This window comes from Shewanella electrodiphila, assembly GCF_023283985.1.
In the GTDB taxonomy this organism is placed as follows: domain Bacteria; phylum Pseudomonadota; class Gammaproteobacteria; order Enterobacterales; family Shewanellaceae; genus Shewanella; species Shewanella electrodiphila.
The window spans coordinates 1-16,320 of the sequence record NZ_JAKIKU010000022.1 but is presented as its reverse complement, the minus strand read 5'-3'; the positions used below and the strand labels follow the sequence as shown (position 1 = coordinate 16,320).

The 16,320-nt window shown below is 41.2% G+C and carries 19 protein-coding genes and 4 pseudogenes; 10 read left to right on the top strand and 13 right to left on the bottom strand.

What is annotated here, in order from left to right; all coding sequences use genetic code 11:
* Positions 1-27 precede the first annotated feature (27 nt).
* On the bottom strand, positions 28-2,181 hold the full coding sequence (locus L2737_RS21705) for a MobA/MobL family protein (RefSeq protein WP_248957071.1): 2,154 nt from the start codon (positions 2,179-2,181) through the stop codon (positions 28-30).
* Positions 2,182-2,468: 287 nt separating this feature from the next.
* On the opposite strand from L2737_RS21705, the gene L2737_RS21700 reads away from it, so the two are divergent.
* Both L2737_RS21700 and L2737_RS21695 read left to right on the top strand, forming a co-directional pair.
* The gene (locus L2737_RS21700; protein WP_248957070.1) at positions 2,469-2,942 is read left to right on the top strand and encodes a hypothetical protein; all 474 of its coding nucleotides are present in this window, start codon (positions 2,469-2,471) and stop codon (positions 2,940-2,942) included.
* Between the two features lie 66 nt (positions 2,943-3,008).
* A pseudogene (locus tag L2737_RS21695) lies at positions 3,009-3,335 on the top strand (type I restriction-modification system subunit M N-terminal domain-containing protein); the annotation flags it as partial.
* Positions 3,336-3,370: 35 nt separating this feature from the next.
* Here the strand turns inward: L2737_RS21695 and L2737_RS21690 are convergent.
* From L2737_RS21690 to L2737_RS21680, 3 genes are all read right to left on the bottom strand, one after another.
* Entirely contained in the window at positions 3,371-4,519 is a 1,149-nt protein-coding gene (locus tag L2737_RS21690) for a catalase family protein (protein WP_248957068.1), read from the bottom strand.
* A 58-nt stretch (positions 4,520-4,577) separates the two neighbouring features.
* Entirely contained in the window at positions 4,578-6,152 is a 1,575-nt protein-coding gene (locus L2737_RS21685) for a Dyp-type peroxidase (protein WP_083499711.1), read from the bottom strand.
* 129 nt (positions 6,153-6,281) lie between these two features.
* On the bottom strand, positions 6,282-6,914 hold the full coding sequence (locus L2737_RS21680; protein WP_223808438.1) for a hypothetical protein: 633 nt from the start codon (positions 6,912-6,914) through the stop codon (positions 6,282-6,284).
* A 135-nt stretch (positions 6,915-7,049) separates the two neighbouring features.
* Between L2737_RS21680 and L2737_RS21675 the strand changes: the two genes are divergently transcribed.
* Together L2737_RS21675 and L2737_RS21670 are read left to right on the top strand one after the other, a co-directional pair.
* Positions 7,050-7,490, top strand: a complete 441-nt coding sequence (locus tag L2737_RS21675) for a transposase family protein (RefSeq protein ID WP_248957067.1) — start codon at positions 7,050-7,052, stop codon at positions 7,488-7,490.
* An 8-nt stretch (positions 7,491-7,498) separates the two neighbouring features.
* Positions 7,499-7,882: pseudogene (locus L2737_RS21670) on the top strand (transposase family protein); the annotation flags it as partial.
* Positions 7,883-8,393: 511 nt separating this feature from the next.
* On the opposite strand, the gene L2737_RS21665 reads toward L2737_RS21670, so the two are convergent.
* From L2737_RS21665 to L2737_RS22580, 3 genes and pseudogenes are all read right to left on the bottom strand, one after another.
* Positions 8,394-9,026, bottom strand: coding sequence for a recombinase family protein (locus L2737_RS21665; RefSeq protein ID WP_201613286.1), 633 nt, complete (start codon positions 9,024-9,026; stop codon positions 8,394-8,396).
* Between the two features lie 317 nt (positions 9,027-9,343).
* Positions 9,344-10,081, bottom strand: a complete 738-nt coding sequence (locus L2737_RS21660; RefSeq protein WP_248957066.1) for a LysR substrate-binding domain-containing protein — start codon at positions 10,079-10,081, stop codon at positions 9,344-9,346.
* A pseudogene (locus L2737_RS22580) lies at positions 10,082-10,267 on the bottom strand (LysR family transcriptional regulator); the annotation flags it as partial. It lies immediately after the preceding gene.
* 95 nt (positions 10,268-10,362) lie between these two features.
* Between L2737_RS22580 and L2737_RS21655 the strand changes: the two are divergent.
* The 4 genes from L2737_RS21655 (at position 10,363) to L2737_RS21640 (ending at position 13,584) form a co-directional block, all read left to right on the top strand.
* Positions 10,363-10,932 carry a DMT family transporter gene (locus L2737_RS21655; protein WP_248957065.1) on the top strand — a complete coding sequence of 190 codons (570 nt, stop codon included), beginning with the start codon at positions 10,363-10,365 and terminating at the stop codon, positions 10,930-10,932.
* Positions 10,933-11,102: 170 nt separating this feature from the next.
* Positions 11,103-11,624 (top strand): AAA family ATPase, encoded by a 522-nt coding sequence (locus L2737_RS21650; RefSeq protein WP_248957064.1) that lies wholly within the window; start codon positions 11,103-11,105, stop codon positions 11,622-11,624.
* Between the two features lie 65 nt (positions 11,625-11,689).
* Positions 11,690-11,899 carry a hypothetical protein gene (locus L2737_RS21645; RefSeq protein WP_248957063.1) on the top strand — a complete coding sequence of 70 codons (210 nt, stop codon included), beginning with the start codon at positions 11,690-11,692 and terminating at the stop codon, positions 11,897-11,899.
* Positions 11,900-12,543: 644 nt separating this feature from the next.
* Positions 12,544-13,584 (top strand): hypothetical protein, encoded by a 1,041-nt coding sequence (locus tag L2737_RS21640; protein ID WP_248957062.1) that lies wholly within the window; start codon positions 12,544-12,546, stop codon positions 13,582-13,584.
* Positions 13,585-13,662: 78 nt separating this feature from the next.
* Here L2737_RS21640 and L2737_RS22575 read toward each other — a convergent pair.
* Positions 13,663-13,710, bottom strand: a pseudogene (locus L2737_RS22575) (hypothetical protein); the annotation flags it as partial.
* Positions 13,711-14,010: 300 nt separating this feature from the next.
* On the opposite strand from L2737_RS22575, the gene L2737_RS21635 reads away from it, so the two are divergent.
* The gene (locus L2737_RS21635) at positions 14,011-14,334 is read left to right on the top strand and encodes a helix-turn-helix domain-containing protein (RefSeq protein WP_248957061.1); all 324 of its coding nucleotides are present in this window, start codon (positions 14,011-14,013) and stop codon (positions 14,332-14,334) included.
* 9 nt (positions 14,335-14,343) lie between these two features.
* Entirely contained in the window at positions 14,344-14,520 is a 177-nt protein-coding gene (locus L2737_RS21630) for a hypothetical protein (protein WP_248957060.1), read from the top strand.
* Positions 14,521-14,538: 18 nt separating this feature from the next.
* Here L2737_RS21630 and L2737_RS21625 read toward each other — a convergent pair whose 3' ends face one another.
* From L2737_RS21625 to L2737_RS21605, 5 genes are all read right to left on the bottom strand, one after another.
* Positions 14,539-14,835 (bottom strand): hypothetical protein, encoded by a 297-nt coding sequence (locus tag L2737_RS21625; protein ID WP_248957059.1) that lies wholly within the window; start codon positions 14,833-14,835, stop codon positions 14,539-14,541.
* Entirely contained in the window at positions 14,822-15,106 is a 285-nt protein-coding gene (locus L2737_RS21620) for a BrnT family toxin (RefSeq protein ID WP_181716922.1), read from the bottom strand. Before L2737_RS21620 ends, L2737_RS21625 begins: the two co-directional genes overlap by 14 nt.
* The gene (locus L2737_RS21615) at positions 15,103-15,303 is read right to left on the bottom strand and encodes a type II toxin-antitoxin system RelB/DinJ family antitoxin (RefSeq protein ID WP_011512369.1); all 201 of its coding nucleotides are present in this window, start codon (positions 15,301-15,303) and stop codon (positions 15,103-15,105) included. Before L2737_RS21615 ends, L2737_RS21620 begins: the two co-directional genes overlap by 4 nt.
* A 104-nt stretch (positions 15,304-15,407) precedes the next feature.
* On the bottom strand, positions 15,408-15,668 hold the full coding sequence (locus L2737_RS21610; protein WP_248957058.1) for a hypothetical protein: 261 nt from the start codon (positions 15,666-15,668) through the stop codon (positions 15,408-15,410).
* Between the two features lie 67 nt (positions 15,669-15,735).
* Positions 15,736-16,137 carry a hypothetical protein gene (locus tag L2737_RS21605; protein ID WP_248957057.1) on the bottom strand — a complete coding sequence of 134 codons (402 nt, stop codon included), beginning with the start codon at positions 16,135-16,137 and terminating at the stop codon, positions 15,736-15,738.
* Between the last annotated feature and the right edge of the window lie 183 nt (positions 16,138-16,320).

The following is a 16,320-nucleotide window of genomic DNA, read 5'->3' as shown; positions in this document are numbered from 1 at the left end:
CTTCATTGACAGTTTTTTAGGATTAGATTAGGGACTAAATCCCCGACTGGGTGTATTAACTTTATCCAATTGATACTGATAAGACTTTAGACCGCTCTGTATTGCTTTGTGTTGGCTTTCAGACAGCTTTCCGTCATATTGCTTAGTAAACGTCTCTAGAGTGGTTTTAAGAGCCTCTGAGTAGGTTTTACGCTGGGTTCTTGGTAACGAGTTCACATCACGAAACGCAAGTTTGAACTGCTCACAGGTTTTATCCAAGGTATTTGCTAAATGTTCTCTAGCAACCTCTCTTGCCTCAGCTGGGTAGTTATCCTGATTGATGTAATCCGTTAATCCTTTTGTATAGCTAAATGATGAGATGATGTCCCGAGTCATTCTGCCAACCTCTCCTGCGCTACCGCCCAGTTTGTCAATGATACTGGTATTAAATGCCGCTCGTTTTTGATCGATATTGTCTCTGAAATCTGTAAAATGCTTGATAAGCGCTAGATACTGCTCACGTTCAGCGTTAGGATCACGCAACAGCTTGATAATGGCTTTGTTGTTTTCAACCAGCGTGTAATCAAAACGTTTGGCCACTTGGCGTAAGTGCGCGGTAAATTCCACCGCTTTATCGTGGTCCTCAATACCATGGCGCTGTGCAAACTCGCTGAGTTGCGCCACTTGCCGTTGATCAAATTTATCAGGGGCGTCAGCCGCGGTTTCTCCTTGCGCCCAGTTGATGGCCATCGCCTCACGATGACGTTGTATCAAGCGCATGGCTAAGTGCAGCTTCATACGTTCAACATACTCAAAGATTCTCTCATCTTCGTAACGGTTTTCTCGAGTGTCTCGATTAATGCGTCCTTGCTGTCGATCAAGTCGAGCAGCTCTTGCTCGTCGTGCGTCGTCATCGAAGGGGCTGGGGGCTGCTTTTGCTCGCTCTGCAATGTCTCGATGGATGTCTTGAGCGATTGATTCGCTGTTTGCAGCTCTTTTTGTGTTTGCAGTAACCCACTGTTTTGAGAGATCAATGCGTTGTTGTGCTTTTTGGCTTCTTTCGTCTGTTCCATTAATCCACTTTGGTAGGTTTTCGCATCGTTTAACTGCCCAAGCAATGCCTGATTTTGCGTCTTCAATGCATCGTTTTGTGTCGTCAACTCGAGCTGCCGTTCTATGAGACTGTCCTGTGCAGTATGCAATGAGATTGTCTGAGCTTCTAGAGAGTTGTTTTGTAAAATCAGCTCGCTGTTTTGTGCCTCCAATGCTGCCAGGTAGTCTTGCATTTTTCTCAGTTGCCCAAGCAAGTCCGTTTCTAAGTGCGCTAATTCGTCGCTCATTGTCTGCCTCCTGTTTGATATGGTTGTCAGCCACCAATTTGTTGCGTGCTTTGATGGCACGGTTGGTATTACCTTTTTCGGTCGTGATGCCTCGGCGCTCCATGGCCGTCGCCTCCACGCCCATTTTAATGGTGGGCTGCTGATCAAGCCCCTGATCCTTATAACTGCGCGCATCCATCAGCGGTAGATGATATTCGGCCAATACCTTATTGGCGGTATCTACCCACATCTCCCGAACACGCTTAATCTCCTGCATCGATGACGGCAGATCATGCGCCTTACGTTTTTTATTGGACCACTCAAACGGGGTCTTAAGCTTTGGATCAAATGCCAAGGTTTTATTTGGTCCAATGGTAGGCGCTCGAGTAGTGACTAAAATATGCGCGTGAAAATTACGGGGATCAGGGTTCTCCTCACCCTCACGCAAATACTTCGAGCTTGGCGGTACATTAGGATCAAAAGGCAATTTCATCACCGGACGATGGATACACACATCCGCAATCACATCCATATCGTCGCAAAGCTTTTGGGCAAAGTTTATGGCCAGCTGATGCCGATCATACTCGTCTAACTCATACGGCAAATTAATCAGCCACTCACGCGCCACCCGACTGTCCGAACGTGTCTCTGCCGCTTCAGCGGTATTCCAAAGCGTCTCTCGATCCACACTCACACCCAGCGCCTTTAATGAAAATGGTAAAACGATATCGCTACTCATCACACCAGACTTTTTACTATAGTCATGGGTCTTGCCATATTTGGCATCATCAAGCACATCGCCAGCACGATAGGCGGCACACGCCACCGCCGACTGTCCTGCTTTTCGAGAAATCGCTTTTGTCGCAATGTGTACCATTGTCATAAAGAGTCACCTACTACTTTTGCTTTTTGCACACCACCGCTTTTTGTGGTGTGCGGGGTTTGGGGTTTCCCCAACGAAGAAGGATTCAAAATTAAGATAGTAACGAAGTGGATAGATTGAATTTTGAGTCGTTACTTCGCCCTTAGTCAGGGGGACGCCACCATTAAATAATAAAATAAAATATTTTAGGGTTCGGATGTGGTTGTGTTAAAGCTTATCACAAGTGATTGAATGATAGTAAGGTGCTTGCTATGCTGAGTAAAATTTAATTGATAAGGATAAATCTAGTGTCAGTATCTAATAATAAAGCGCCACTGTCTATTTTTGATAGTCAAGACTCTAATGAGCTAAAAGAACGTCAACGGTTAGAAGAGTTAAAGCGTAAAGCAAAGCTGCAGCAAGTGAAGCTTGATAAGCGATTAAACAAACAAAAAATATTGATGGGCGCTTTTTTAGGGCAAGTGTTAGCAGGAGAGAGTGAGGATGAAAAATTTATTCAAAATTACTTTGCGAAAAACTTTCCAGCGTTTTTAACCAGAAAGTCAGATAAAGAGTTGTTTGCAAGTATGGTGAAAAGCTTGGGGGGTGATATTGGCCTAGATGAAGAGGCAGTTAAAGCTAATGATCAGCCAACTGAGCAGGAGCATGGACAACATAAGCAACCTGATGATACGGAATATACGGATGATGACATCCGTGAGTTGTTCTCAAATCAGCAGATTGATGCGTTAGCGCCCCATGATGACGGTTATCGTGGATAATGTATTTTTAGTTAGGCACAATGTGCGTAAGTTTTAGTCTCTTATTTTTTTACAGGATTTTTTATCATGACAAGTACCCAACAACGTGCGGAACTGCATCGACAAATTTGGCAAATTGCAAACGAGGTTCGTGGCTCAGTCGATGGGTGGGACTTTAAACAGTATGTGTTGGGGACTTTGTTCTATCGCTTTATTAGTGAAAACTTCTCCAGTTATATTGAGGCGGGGGATGAGAGTGTTAATTATGCCGCTCTTCCTGATGACGTGATTACTGCTGATATTAAAGACGATGCGATTAAGACTAAGGGTTATTTTATATACCCAAGTCAGTTGTTTGCTAACGTGGCTGCCAATGCGCATAGAAACGAGAACTTAAATACGGATTTGACGGCAAGGGTCATACGCTTTAAGGTTCAATTTAGACATAGTTAAAAGAATGACTTATCAAAGGTTTCTTTTAAGCTCTTAGGCTCGCGGCGTTTAACGTCATTCAGTTTATGACGAGTCTGCGAGGCTATTTGATATGCTTTTAGACGCGACTGTTGCAAATTACCAATCGGACGGTTTTCCTCTAAGCAACGAAATGGCGTAAAAGACAAGCTTTCCATAATATCAAAATGACCGTCATCAGGCACATCTTGGCAAGGAATCGTCAGCGTTGCTACCGTCACAAATGGCGCATCAGATTCTTTCCATTCGGTGGTTATCTCTTCAATCGGCTGCTTTTTTAGATGACGACAAAGCTGAATTTGGATATCAAACTGATAATCATGCTCGCGTATCTCATCGATAATCAGCGGGCGAATCGCTTCCTCGCGTGCATTCACATCAAGCTCACGACGGGTAACTTTTTTAGCCGCTGCTTTGGTTGGCGTGACTCTTATCTTCGCCATATAGTCGCCATGACGCACCACACCTTGTGAATGGAAATCATAAAGTAAGGTGTTTTTTGGCTCAATCGTTGTAAATCCACCAACTGCTTTAAAGGTTTTAAAAGATTCTTTGGTCGGTAACCTTGAGCCATAGTTGGTTAACCAATTAAAGGCCAATTGCGCTTTACCTCTTGCGCCTTTTTCAGTGTATTTTGGTAGCTCTAAAAACAGCTTAGAGATATAAGCATAATCTTCGATTCGATTACAGAAAAACACCGGATGATTGATCAAATTAAAATCAAAGTTAGTGCTGTCTTCTTCGCCTGGCGCGAGTTTTTCACCTGCTACATCAAAGACCTTAATCGCTAAGCCTTGCGCTAAGCCAAGCTTACTATCAGGCGAAACACGCGAGGCACCATTAGAAAAACGGATAACGGCATCATGAATGCCTGATTTGGCATAAAAACCTTGCGCGTATTCAGCAGGCAGATTGTCTAATATCTCAAACTTGGCTTTAAGGGCGCAGTAGCCTTTGGCATGAGCATCGCGCGTATGATAATCGATGTTGCTGGCTTTATCACTTCGAGCGATATAGTTTTTAATATCGTCGGTAATGGTGCGGATATTACGTTCGTCTTCTGCGCTCAGTTGAATATATTTTGCATCATAAGGCACATATTTAGTTTTGAATAATTTTTTTAACATTTTTCAATCCTTTTTTATAAGTAGCTGTTCTTGTAAATGAAACGGTATTTTTAAACTTTTAAGACAATTCACTAATCCATTCTAATGCCGATAAGCTTGGGATAAATAAATACTCACCGCCGTACAAGGTATTGAAGGTTTCGATACCGTGATAGCGCTGACGAATAGGGTCAGCAGGTACGGTAAAGGTATCGGCAGCTGCGTCTTTATCGCCATGATGGACACCAAGCATCGGATCTTTTTCTTCTCCTAAGCTCATAAAATTACCATCATTGATCCACTGCGATTGTAAAAACTCAACGGTCTCCATAGCATGGGCGTTGATACCAATAAAGAATAACCCGCGCTCTTTGCCATCATCCTCAGTTACATCGGGCGACAATGCCTCACCAAAACCAACGCTGCGTCTAACAATACGATGCAAACGCACATCAGATAAAATAAAGTCTTTGCTGTCTCTTGGATTCATACGCCTAGCATGCGCGCCAAATGGACATTTTTTACCATAAGGGTCATCTTTATAGCCAAAATTATTGTTGCGGTTGGGGTCATCGCCCAGTTTCTTATCATCGTGCTCAGGAGATAAGACTAAAGGTGCACCTGAGCGCCAACGTCCCCACATTTTTGCGCCCAGTAACTCCGCTTCTTCGTCACTCTGCGTATTATCTTTTAGAAATTTATTAAAGGCGGCGACATGACTGTTATAGGCACGCAATACCATAAATGAGCCGTTTTTGCCCAAGACTTCTGGCTGCGGCATTGGCGCTATCGTGCCCGCTTCGCCCTTATAACCTAATACAAACTCGCCTGCTGCTATCGCCTCACCGTCAAGACTTGGCGGCGTTTGAATACCGCTGCCTTGAATCTCTGGATTACTGATACCATCGCGATAGCCAAAGACGTTTTTGACGTTATTGTCTGAACCGAAAGTATGCTCCATAAGAATTTCAATATCGCCATTGGCGGGATTATCTTCATTGATATACGACTGAATATTGTCTTGCAGCTCCTTTAGCTTTATTTGCCATTTCTCTTTACTATCAGCAATAATGGCCGCACCGACATGGATATCGCCTTTATCACCAAAAGGGGCAGCCCAGTTTTCTGGGGCATTGATATCGAAATCCCGCAGCTTTTCTGCGCGCTTCGCCATACCTGCTTTAAAGGATTCTGGAAAGCTATCCAATGACGACCGCGGCACGCCGAGCGCCTCTAAACCATCATAAGTCATGACAATAGATAGCGTCGCTTGCATGTCTTTATGCCACGCCTTACTGCCAGTCACGTCAGGCAAAACGGTTTTGAGTAGTTGGCGCCCAGCTTCTGCATTATTGATTTTCAGCGCAACGATTGTTCCATAATAAGGCGTTGGTCGGTCGCGTAAAATAATGGATTGAATGTCTTCTAGCTGCATGGTGACGGTATTTGGATTAAAGACGCCGCGTGCTTTATTCGCTAAAGTCTCGATACCGTCGCCGACTTCTTTTTTAATATCTGCTAACCAAGATTCAACATTGCTATCTACGATACGATTGCCAAAGTCATCCTTTAATTCATGCAGTTTGCTGGTTAAAGGATGATTATCTTTTGAAGTACTATCATTTTTATTATTATTTCCAGTGTTTTTACTCATTGTTAACCCTATTTTTATCATTGTCTGAGTTTACTTTGCCTTTACCTTTTATATCACCCAACCCATTTAAAAATGGTGATATAAAAGAATGGCATAAATTAGTAATATCTTATTGTTTTATCACAAACTTTAAGACTGTGCTTCATCCAGCGCTTTATTAATGCCTTTAACGATGCGGTCTTGGCGGCGAATATCTTGAATAGTCAGATGCGGAACTCCTACATACCAACCAGCGGCAGTGATTTGATGATCTAAAATGAACTGTTTGACACTCGGGTCTTTAATGCCAGGCCAACCTTCAACGCTACCGAATAAAATATCCATCAGCTCAGGGATTTTGGTTGCAAAGTCGTCGATATAAGGGTCCCAATCGCCATCATAAGCAGTACAAAATAGCACTCTAGTATCATCATCTAAAAATACAAAGCGCAAATCGTGCAACGTCCCAACCCGCGTGGCACCTTTTAGATTGCCGCCAGCGATTTTTAAAATTTCCTTTAGACGCTCTGCACCGCCTTCTTTTAGAGGTGCGATAACCGTTAACTCTGAAACCTTACCTGATTTAAGCCCTTTCTCACCGGCAGTGGTCGTTGAATGATCGTAGCCATCCTCCCCGCCTTCTTTTATATTGGCCATCAGAAGGTTGGCACGCAGCTTAAAAGCATCGATGGACTCAGTGATTCTGTCTTTTAGATCTTCAGAGTTATCGATAACAGGTTTTTTATTTTTTTTAGCATTATTGTTTTTAGAATCAGTACTCATAATATTCGTCCTTATAATTTGGAAACGCCTTATAGAAAGATATCTTCTAAAAAGATACCTTGTACAAAATAGACCTCTTGCAAAAGTAGCAGAGGGTTTTACAATAACTAATACATTCACAACTAGCTAAGAACCATGCCAAACATAGATAAGCTACTCGAACAAAATAACGCAGGCTTCAAACGCTATACAGGTATTCATAAAGCGACCTTTTATGAAATGCTTGAGGCCATGCAGCAGCATGAAACCCAAAAGACCAAAGCAGGTAGACCAAGCGTGCTTAGTCTGGAGGAACAAATATTACTGGCCCTTACTTATTGGCGTGAATACCGGACGCTGTACCACATCAGTATGGACTTTGGTATTCATGAATCTTCTGCCAGCCGTATCATTCGTAAAGTAGAAGATGTTCTTATTGATTCAGGAAAGTTTGAATTACCTAAAAAGCTGCCTAGTAGAGTCGATGACGATATTAATTGGTCAGTCGTCATCGTCGATGCCACTGAAACCCCTATTGAGCGTCCAAAAAAAAACAAAGAGATTACTACAGTGGCAAGAAGAAACAACACACCTTAAAAGCTCAAGTAATCGTTCACTGGAAAACAGGTTTGATATTAGATGTTCAAACGTCCAAAGGGTCAATCCACGATTTTAAGCTCTATAAAGATACTTGTCCTGACTGGTTACCTTGTGACGCTAAACTATTAGCCGATAGTGGCTATCAGGGCATTGTAAAGTTACATGAACAGAGCTTCACCCCCTTTAAAAAGCCACGTGGGGGTCAATTGTTAGAGCTCTGCAAACAAGCCAATCAGTATCTCGCTAAGTTTCGCATTATGGTTGAACATAAAATAGGCTTAATTAAATTGTTCAAAATTGTTGCTCATAAATATCGCAACCGTCGTCAGCGCTATGATCTTAGAATGAAGCTATTCGCCGCTGTTGTGAATTTCGAGCTTGGTTTATGACTTTTGCAAGAGGTCTAATATATTTATAAAAATAAGTTGTCGATTCGCTATCAACTTATTGGTTTTTACCATAACAGACATGATAAAAATCTCGAAGCGGAGCAAGTTATTTACACAAAATTAAACAGAGAGCACCTATTTGTCTTCTTTAGTTTTCCATGTTTTTGTCTACGGTTTTTTCAGCATACATCACTAGTGAATGGTTATCTGTTTAAGCTGCATTTTTAATAAATATTTTTAACTAAATATTTATTAATTATTTGTATTAAATTGACAGTGTGTCTTCTGTTACTCTGTTTATGAGTTAGCAACTGAGCTGTCTATTTTTTAACTATAATTAATATAAGAGGTGATTATGAGCTTTACAGATACAGAACGTGTGATTTTAGCTAATCAATATGAAATTTTGGGTAAGTTAGGTAATGAACAAGCATATCCCAGCGGAACCAACTAAAAAGGCTTATTAATCAATTAATAGACTACTCATAGTAGACTGCTGTAGTGGAACCACTTAATGAGTACTGAGCATCTTCGGTCTTTCCTTGGCTACATCAGCGATCAGATGCCGTGAGCACTTGGTCATTTTTTGAATATCAGAATAGCTATGACCTGATTTGAGCAGACTAGCGATGATCTTGCGCTTTTCCGTATCTTTCCTACGTCCTGAATACTTACCTTCTGCCTTAGCACGAGCAATACCTTGCATCTGACGGTTACGGCGATCCTCATAGTCTTTTCGAGCAATGGCTGCGAGCATATCCAGCATCATCGAGTTAATGGCCTGCAATACACTGCTCATAAATTCTGTACTGCTTTCAGATTGAAGCGCCATATATGAGGTCGGCAGCTCTTTTGACACGATAGAGAGCTTTTTTTCTGATAGCATTCTTTTGAGCGTATCCCAATCAGCTTGATTCAAACGTGCCAAGCGATCAATCTGCTCAACTAAGATAACATCGCCCTTATGAGCATCTTCAATCAGCTGCATAAGCTTTGGTCGCACTAAAATAGCTCCTGATTCGTTTTCGACATAGAAGGCAGCAATTTTGTGGCCATGATCGTTGGCAAATGCTATGAGTTCGCTTTTGGCACGCTTAGCGTCTTGCTCTTTGGTTGACGCTCGTAAATACGCTCTGATAAACATAAGCACCTAAAATAGTCTGTTATAAGTGGTTCCATTATACCAGTCTGTTTTAAGTAGTCTGTTAATAGGTTTGAAGGGTGAAATAGCTGGTTCCCTTGGGGTATACCTTAAGGGAACCATTCCGGTGCTTTCACTGGTTCGGTACCCTACATGGGACTTGAATCTTTGGCTGTGGGCTAGTGGTAGCAATGGCTCAAGTGACAGTAGTGTACTTCATAGTGTACTTACCATGCATATTCTATTCGTGATCGGGGCGCTATACAGCATAGAAACATATGCTTACAGCCTAGGTTGATTCATTGTTCTAGGTAGTTCTTCTAACTTATTTCGTTAAGCTCTGAATTAAGCACACTAATAATTAATTGCCTCAGCCAATTATGCGCTGCATCGCCCTCACGGCGTTGATGCCATAGTAATTTAAAATCGAATGATTCAATTGGAAAAGGTGGTTCGAATATTTGAACCTGTGAGTTGCTATCAGTCATATCAAAGCTACGCCGCGCCGCTGTCAAAATCAGGTCAGTACCAGCCACTAATTGATTGGCAATTCCCCAGTGTGGCAAAGTCATTACAACATGACGACTTAATCCTGCGCCACTAAGTGCACGTTCAATCTCATTATTAGCACCTGATTGCATGGCAACGAGGATATGCGGTCGAGCCAACCAACTATCTTTATCGAGAATACCACTCTCTGGCAAAGTGCTTTTGTCTGCCAAACAAGCAAAAGACTCAATAAATAAGGTGTGCATACGAAGCGCTTCTGGCACTTTATCTGGGAAGACACCGAAAGCCATGTCAGTTTCACCATCGAACACATCCGCCATCATCGCTTCGCGGCTTCCTTGACTTACCTCAAGCTCAATGCCAGGCGCAAGCACTCTTAATGAGCGCACCAAACTCGGCATAAATACACGCGCGCCATAGTCAGACATAGCCAGACGAAATACTCGCTTCGCACTGAGAGGATTGAATTCTGGTGTCTCAATCAACGCACCAAGCTGCTCTAGAACATCAGTCAAGGGCAGGATTAACTCGCTCGCTCGCGAAGTCAATTCCAATTTTCCTGAACGTCGAACCAATAGAGGGTCATCAAATATGGTACGTAAATGGGCCAGCGCGTGGCTAACTGCCGGCTGACTTTTATGTAACCGGAGAGCGGCTCGTGATACGTGCTTTTCTACTAATAATGCGTGCAACGTCACGAGCAAATTAAGGTCAATACGTCTTAAGTTATTCATATGACGAATAGTGAAGTAAAAAAACAATAATTTCAATTCAAATTTTTAATATGAAATAATTCCTCTAGAGAATTAAATAAATCTGGAGCAAACGTATGAATCTATCACTTACTGGTATCTCTTTTGCCATTATCGCCTTAGTTGCTGGCGCTTTAGTCCCTCTCCAAGCTGCAAGTAATGCTGAATTAGGCCGTGCTCTTGGACATCCTCTTTGGGCAACGGTAGTGTCGTTATTGGTGAGTGTACTTATAGTAATACCTGTCATTCTTTCTATGCGTGTCCCTACGCCCATATTGAGTGAAATTGGACAATTACCAATGTGGGTCTGGTTTGGTGGCATAGCTGGCGTCATCTATATTACATCCGCATTATTTCTAGTCCCTCGTTTAGGCGCAACTCGCTTTATTGTTTGCGTGATCGCGGGTCAAATGCTTATTTCATTAATATTAGACCAATACGGTTTTATGAATTTACCGGTGAAACAAATAAACGCTGGACGTTTAGTAGGTGTTACTTTCGTTCTACTAGGCATGATCATGGTGCTGTGGCTCACGCCTTCATCTCCCAATTTAGGTGATGTTAAAGCTAGCATCACTGGCGATTTAAATACTATAGAAAGTGCGTCGACAAGCAGCGCTAAGTCTATTTATCCTTTTGAAAGTTAGTGATGCCTAGCTCAAGGCGTAGGCAATGGAGATTAATTGCTTAAATGCTATTTGGTAATTTAGTAATATTGTTGAGCTTATAAAAACTAATAGAAAGTCTAATTTAAGCATACTACGTGCATTTTTTGGATATTGCCGAAGTATTCATAAGTATTTGAGATGGTATAACCATGAAAAGAATCAACGTGTTAGGTACATCGGGTTCAGGGAAATCTACGTTTGCCAAAGCTCTAGCAGATAAGCTTAACTGTGCATATGTTGAAATGGACGGATTATTTTGGCTGGATGATTGGCAGCATGTTGATGATGAAACTTTTATCAAACATATTGAAAAGGCGCTAGATAAGCCAGCGTTTGTATTAGATGGTAATTATAGTCGGACGATACCTATAAAATGGAAAGATATCGACACCGTCATTTGGCTGAACTATTCGTTCCCATTAGTGTTGTCTCGTGCTCTCAAACGTGCCGTATTCAGGACTATTAGTAGAAAGAAGCTGTGGGATACCAATAATGTAGAGAGCTTAACAAGACTATTTTCCAAAAAATCTATCATATGGTGGACGATTACAACGCATAAGAAAAATCGTAAAAAGGTTCGTCAGTTAATAAACAAACCTGAATACCAGCATATTAAATTTATTGAGTTTACTAAGCCCATTGAGGCTAAAACGTTTTTGAAAACTTTATAACATTTACCCACAGAAAGCTGGCTGTTCGATGCCTGTATAGCGCACCAATCACAACTTAAGTGCAAATGACCATGTATAAATCAGAGCAAGCATGGCATGCAATCAGAAATATTAAACCTAATGTAAATACTAACTGGCTGGAAATGCCCACAGTGAATACTCATAGAACGGAGTTGACCAAAGACGATAATAGCCAGATGACCAAATCATTCAGTCGGGTATTAATTGCAGCCAATAGGATTAGTATTGAATTGCTAGATGACTGGGAAATGTAGCAGCCATTCTCAAATCGATTGTTGGTATAGGGGCTAGTATTGAGTAAATTATAAAGACCTTAAGTCATAAGCAATAAGGGTTACGATCGCCCGTCTAGTTTCTACTATACCGTCTACGCTCACAAAGGATAGCCGGTAAGTTTGTTATAATGAGATACGTTAAATAAATCTAGTAACAACCATAGTGGCCAATACCAAAATTAAACCGCTCACTCCTAAAGCTTGAAGAATAAACTTCGTATTGCTCATAACCGCCCCCCCCCCCAGTATTTTTTCTTGTTAATACATCTTACTCATTCATTACTGCTACTGCAAATAAATATTCGACTATCAACAAAATGCGTACTGAGTGAAGCCCTAAACAAAAATTCATTTTATCATCAATCACTTACCTACCAGGTGCAAATTTTTACTATGGAACCGAAGCGGTAAAAGCATCTGATTGGTTAGATATAGGTATATCTTAAGAACTCATATTTACAACTCTATATTCTCTTATTTATTGATTCAGCTAAAAAGCCCCTTTTTGGCTACTCAATAGCTATATAACTTTCAAAAACTTACAGTTAGTATGTATTTAAAGGATTTGTTCATATGGCATATTATTAATATAAAATAAAAGTAAAACTTTATAAGGAGTAAATATGACCCCCTCTTATTTCCCTCAACGTCGTCCGTCGTGGCGCGGTGTAGTCGCCGGTCTTGTCATGGGACTGATAGTGGTTATGGCGATGATTGCGCTTGCATTAGTTCTGAGCTCATTATTACCTTTTGATTTGAAAGGCAGTAGTATTGCTGGGGGTATCTATGCGGCCATTACTGCTTTAGTTAGTGCCTATGTAGCTGGGTACTTCGCGATTAAGTACTCTGCACCTGAAGCGCTATTTGGCGATGGCACGGATATTGATCCAAAAGACGCCACTTTAACAGGCATGCTTACAGGAGCTTTAATTATATTACTCACCACATTTTTCGCGATGAGTAGTGCTACTAGTATCTTATCAATGGCAGGTAATGTTGTAGGCTCTACAGTAAGCACTGTGGCTAAAACAGCAGCAACGACCGCCACTGTTGGTGCAACAGCTGCTGGGGCGGCATCACAAAGCAACAGCGTACAACAAAAAGCAGAAGAAGTTTATCAACGTGTATCAGGTGATATTAGTAAAGAAGACGTACAAGCGATGGTTGCAAAAAATACGCAGAACTTGAATCAACAACAGATTGCTGCCGTCAGTAATGTTATTAAGGATATGTTCGATCAGACCAAGACACAGGTTAATAACATGGACTTTACTGACCTAAATACATGGCGCAATATTGACGTTTATGCAAAAGAGCGTATGGCATCTATTGAAGAGACGTTAAAAGGCCCTGAAATTATCACACGTTTGCAGCAGCAGGGTTTAACTCAAACGCAAGCGCTAGAAGTGCGTACTGAGGTTCAACAATCATTTAATGAGTATAAGGTCAAAACTGAACAATATATTGCAGAAGCCAAACAAATGGCTGAGCAAAGAATGCAGCAAGCAGAAGACGTCGCACGTAAAACGGCTCTGTATACTGGATTATTTTGGCTGATTAGTGCCCTTTTAACCTTTATCGCTAGTACTATTGGGGCTAAGAATGCAGCAGCAAATTACCGTCTAGCTAAGCCTATTATCACTTGGGGTGATAATATTAAATAAATCTTACAGCTCTAATTATGAAGACAAATAAAAAGCCTAATTAGGATGAACTGACCCCCAAATATTGGACGGTTTAGTTTACCCCAAGGACTGAGTCCTGTACTGCACAGGACTCAGTCCTTTTAGTTTCTATCAGTGACAATAACTGCTGCCTGAGCAGATAAGCCAAAGAGAGATAACGCCATACTTAGAATAACTTTTTTCATAAAACCTACTTTTTTTGATATCCAAAACACTGCTTTCAAGCATTAATAATACCCTATATTTGTTCAATAAAGTGAGTGCTATATAACTAACAGTCTGATTTACACAGCAGTTTATTTATAATTTGCCTGATAGACAGGTTAGTGCCATAGTTGTTCACTGAACGTTCTGAACAGTTGCACTGTACAGACACTAAAAACGTACTTGAACACTAGGTGAACAATGAACATATCCGTGACGAAAGCAGCAAAAGAGTGGGGTGTATCAAGAACGACGATCTATCAGAAAGTCAATGATGGTGAGCTTTCTAGAACGGCAGATAAGAAAATAGACGTTTCAGAAATGTTGCGCGTGTTTGGTGAGCCAATTTCTAAAAAACGTACTGAACGTTCAGTGAACACTGTCCAAAGTACACCTCTGAACAGTCAAAGTGTTCAGTACAATACGGACATTGAACACCAATTAGCGCTTGAAAAGCTCAAGAATGAACATCTCAGCCAACAGGTAAACGATCAAAAAAAGTTAATTGAAAATTATCAGCAGTAGATAGGACAATTGAACAAAACACTGGATAAAGCCAACGCCAGTATCCAAGATTTCGCACAAGTGAGACTGTTAGAGTTTAAGCAAGCTGAAATGAGCGATGAGCCGCCACTTGCACAAGAGCAAGAAAAAAAAGACGATTCAGTCGTCGCGACGGCTAAGAAGAAAAAACGGTGGTGGGAGTTTTAAACGTTGTAAGCTTACCGACTAATGATCCAATAAATACTCTTCTAGCGCATCGTTAATCATGTCTTGGTAGTTACCACCTGTCTTTTTCGCCTTATCCTGGAATCTTGCAATGATACTAGGACTCACGATACTAGCACCTACCATAGGATCATCCGCCACCACACTACCACGAGTCGCGCTCGACCAATCGGTAACTTCAGGAATATCAGACAAATCAATGTCATGATCCGAAAGCGTAGCCAATCGTTGCAAGTTGGCTTCTTGCTCAGCGCTTAAAGACGGCAATTCATTTGCTTTATAGCTAACCTTGTTCATAAAACCTCCTTTCAGCCTTAGTGGCGCGTCGTGCTGATATGATACGAATAACCTCGCCGCCCTCACTATCTCTTTGAGTATGAGCGACCAGCAATACCGCCACCCCATTCACAGCGCCAAGCGCTTGCCACCGTTCTTCACCATTTTCATAGCGGTCTTGCTGACGCAAACACAAAGGATCAAAAAATACCCGAGCTGCTTCTTCAAAGGATAAGCCATGTTTGCGTTGATTACTGCTATTTTTCTGTTCATCCCATTCAAACTCAATCATTGATCACCGTCTTCAAGCGTATTGGTGCTAGGCATTGTCTGATAATCAAAGGACAGCGGTATGCTATTGGTTTCTGCTACCTGATGCAAAAACAGCTTAATGGCTTGCGAAGGCGTTAAACCATAGCCCTCAAGCACCGAAAACGCCTTATCTTTTAACTCTTGATCCAAACGAATATTATAATTGGTTGTGCTCATAGCATTACTTATAGCTTATTCATGTACCCTTAATATAAGCGATAAGTACCGTCAATTCAACAATCTTAGGGCTTTAGTCTTTCACGAAAAGTGATAGTCATGTGCTACTCATCCAATCCACCTAGAAAATCATCAATTTTCTGTTCTAGCTGTTTTTGTATGGCGTAGAGTTCGCTCGCGCTATATTCTCTTAGTAAACGTTCCTCATCTTTTAGCTCAAACATCTTTTTACGTATGCTATCGCTATGAGCTTCGTTTTCTAAACCAAAGGTGTTAAGACGACCCATTTGACGGTAGTATTCTCGTTGTGCCTCTTCAAACATCATGAAATGGTTACTTGCTACTGATATACCTTCAATACTCATAGATTGCTCCTTTTTACACTCGGAAAATGTCCCTTTATGGAATTTTTATTTATTTACTATCAATAACTTAACTATCAAGAAGAGATCTATTTCTTTTATTTGCTAGCTTCGCTTCAAATCTCTTCATAGCCGTATCTAATTCTTCATGCGTGGGCTGTACATATGGCTCATCCCTAGCATCTGTATTGCTTTCTTGGATTGGGTCACTAGAATATAAGTCAACAAAAACTTGTTTTCTTACCTCAGGCTCAACCTCTACATTACTGCTAGAATTATCTGTAGCGACAGATAATTCCTTTGATTCTTTTCTATAGCGATAGAGATAATTAGTCAGTGTGCCAGTCGTTAGAATGAGGTCATGACGCTCAGCTAATATCTCAACCACGCCTTCATAGGTATATGAAACAGCCAGCTCTTCGATCACCTCATAAAGATCACGAAACTTGGAAAATTTTGTTCTCTTAGCCATAAATTTCTATCTCCCTATATTCTTGAAGCCAATTATCTCAATTATAAAAACGCTCATAAATTGCTCATATTTAACTAACGATTTACTACCCTTTTGCTAACGATTTGCTAACGATTTGCTAACTTTCAATCAATCATACAGCAATTGCTCATAAATTGCTCATATCTAGCTAACGATTTACTA

Bases quoted from the DNA above. Each gene is read 5' to 3' on its own strand.
- L2737_RS21650 (WP_248957064.1), top strand. From the start codon at position 11,103: ATGAAAAGAATCAACGTGTTAGGTACATCGGGTTCAGGGAAATCTACG.
- L2737_RS21640 (WP_248957062.1), top strand. From the start codon at position 12,544: ATGACCCCCTCTTATTTCCCTCAACGTCGTCCGTCGTGGCGCGGTGTA.
- L2737_RS21685 (WP_083499711.1), bottom strand. From the start codon at position 6,152: ATGAGTAAAAACACTGGAAATAATAATAAAAATGATAGTACTTCAAAA.
- L2737_RS21665 (WP_201613286.1), bottom strand. From the start codon at position 9,026: ATGTTTATCAGAGCGTATTTACGAGCGTCAACCAAAGAGCAAGACGCT.
- L2737_RS21655 (WP_248957065.1), top strand. From the start codon at position 10,363: ATGAATCTATCACTTACTGGTATCTCTTTTGCCATTATCGCCTTAGTT.
- L2737_RS21680 (WP_223808438.1), bottom strand. From the start codon at position 6,914: ATGAGTACTGATTCTAAAAACAATAATGCTAAAAAAAATAAAAAACCT.
- L2737_RS21690 (WP_248957068.1), bottom strand. From the start codon at position 4,519: ATGTTAAAAAAATTATTCAAAACTAAATATGTGCCTTATGATGCAAAA.
- L2737_RS21605 (WP_248957057.1), bottom strand. From the start codon at position 16,137: ATGGCTAAGAGAACAAAATTTTCCAAGTTTCGTGATCTTTATGAGGTG.
- L2737_RS21645 (WP_248957063.1), top strand. From the start codon at position 11,690: ATGACCATGTATAAATCAGAGCAAGCATGGCATGCAATCAGAAATATT.
- L2737_RS21675 (WP_248957067.1), top strand. From the start codon at position 7,050: ATGCCAAACATAGATAAGCTACTCGAACAAAATAACGCAGGCTTCAAA.
- L2737_RS21615 (WP_011512369.1), bottom strand. From the start codon at position 15,303: ATGAGCACAACCAATTATAATATTCGTTTGGATCAAGAGTTAAAAGAT.
- L2737_RS21705 (WP_248957071.1), bottom strand. From the start codon at position 2,181: ATGACAATGGTACACATTGCGACAAAAGCGATTTCTCGAAAAGCAGGA.
- L2737_RS21620 (WP_181716922.1), bottom strand. From the start codon at position 15,106: ATGATTGAGTTTGAATGGGATGAACAGAAAAATAGCAGTAATCAACGC.
- L2737_RS21610 (WP_248957058.1), bottom strand. From the start codon at position 15,668: ATGAGTATTGAAGGTATATCAGTAGCAAGTAACCATTTCATGATGTTT.
- L2737_RS21625 (WP_248957059.1), bottom strand. From the start codon at position 14,835: ATGAACAAGGTTAGCTATAAAGCAAATGAATTGCCGTCTTTAAGCGCT.
- L2737_RS21635 (WP_248957061.1), top strand. From the start codon at position 14,011: ATGAACATATCCGTGACGAAAGCAGCAAAAGAGTGGGGTGTATCAAGA.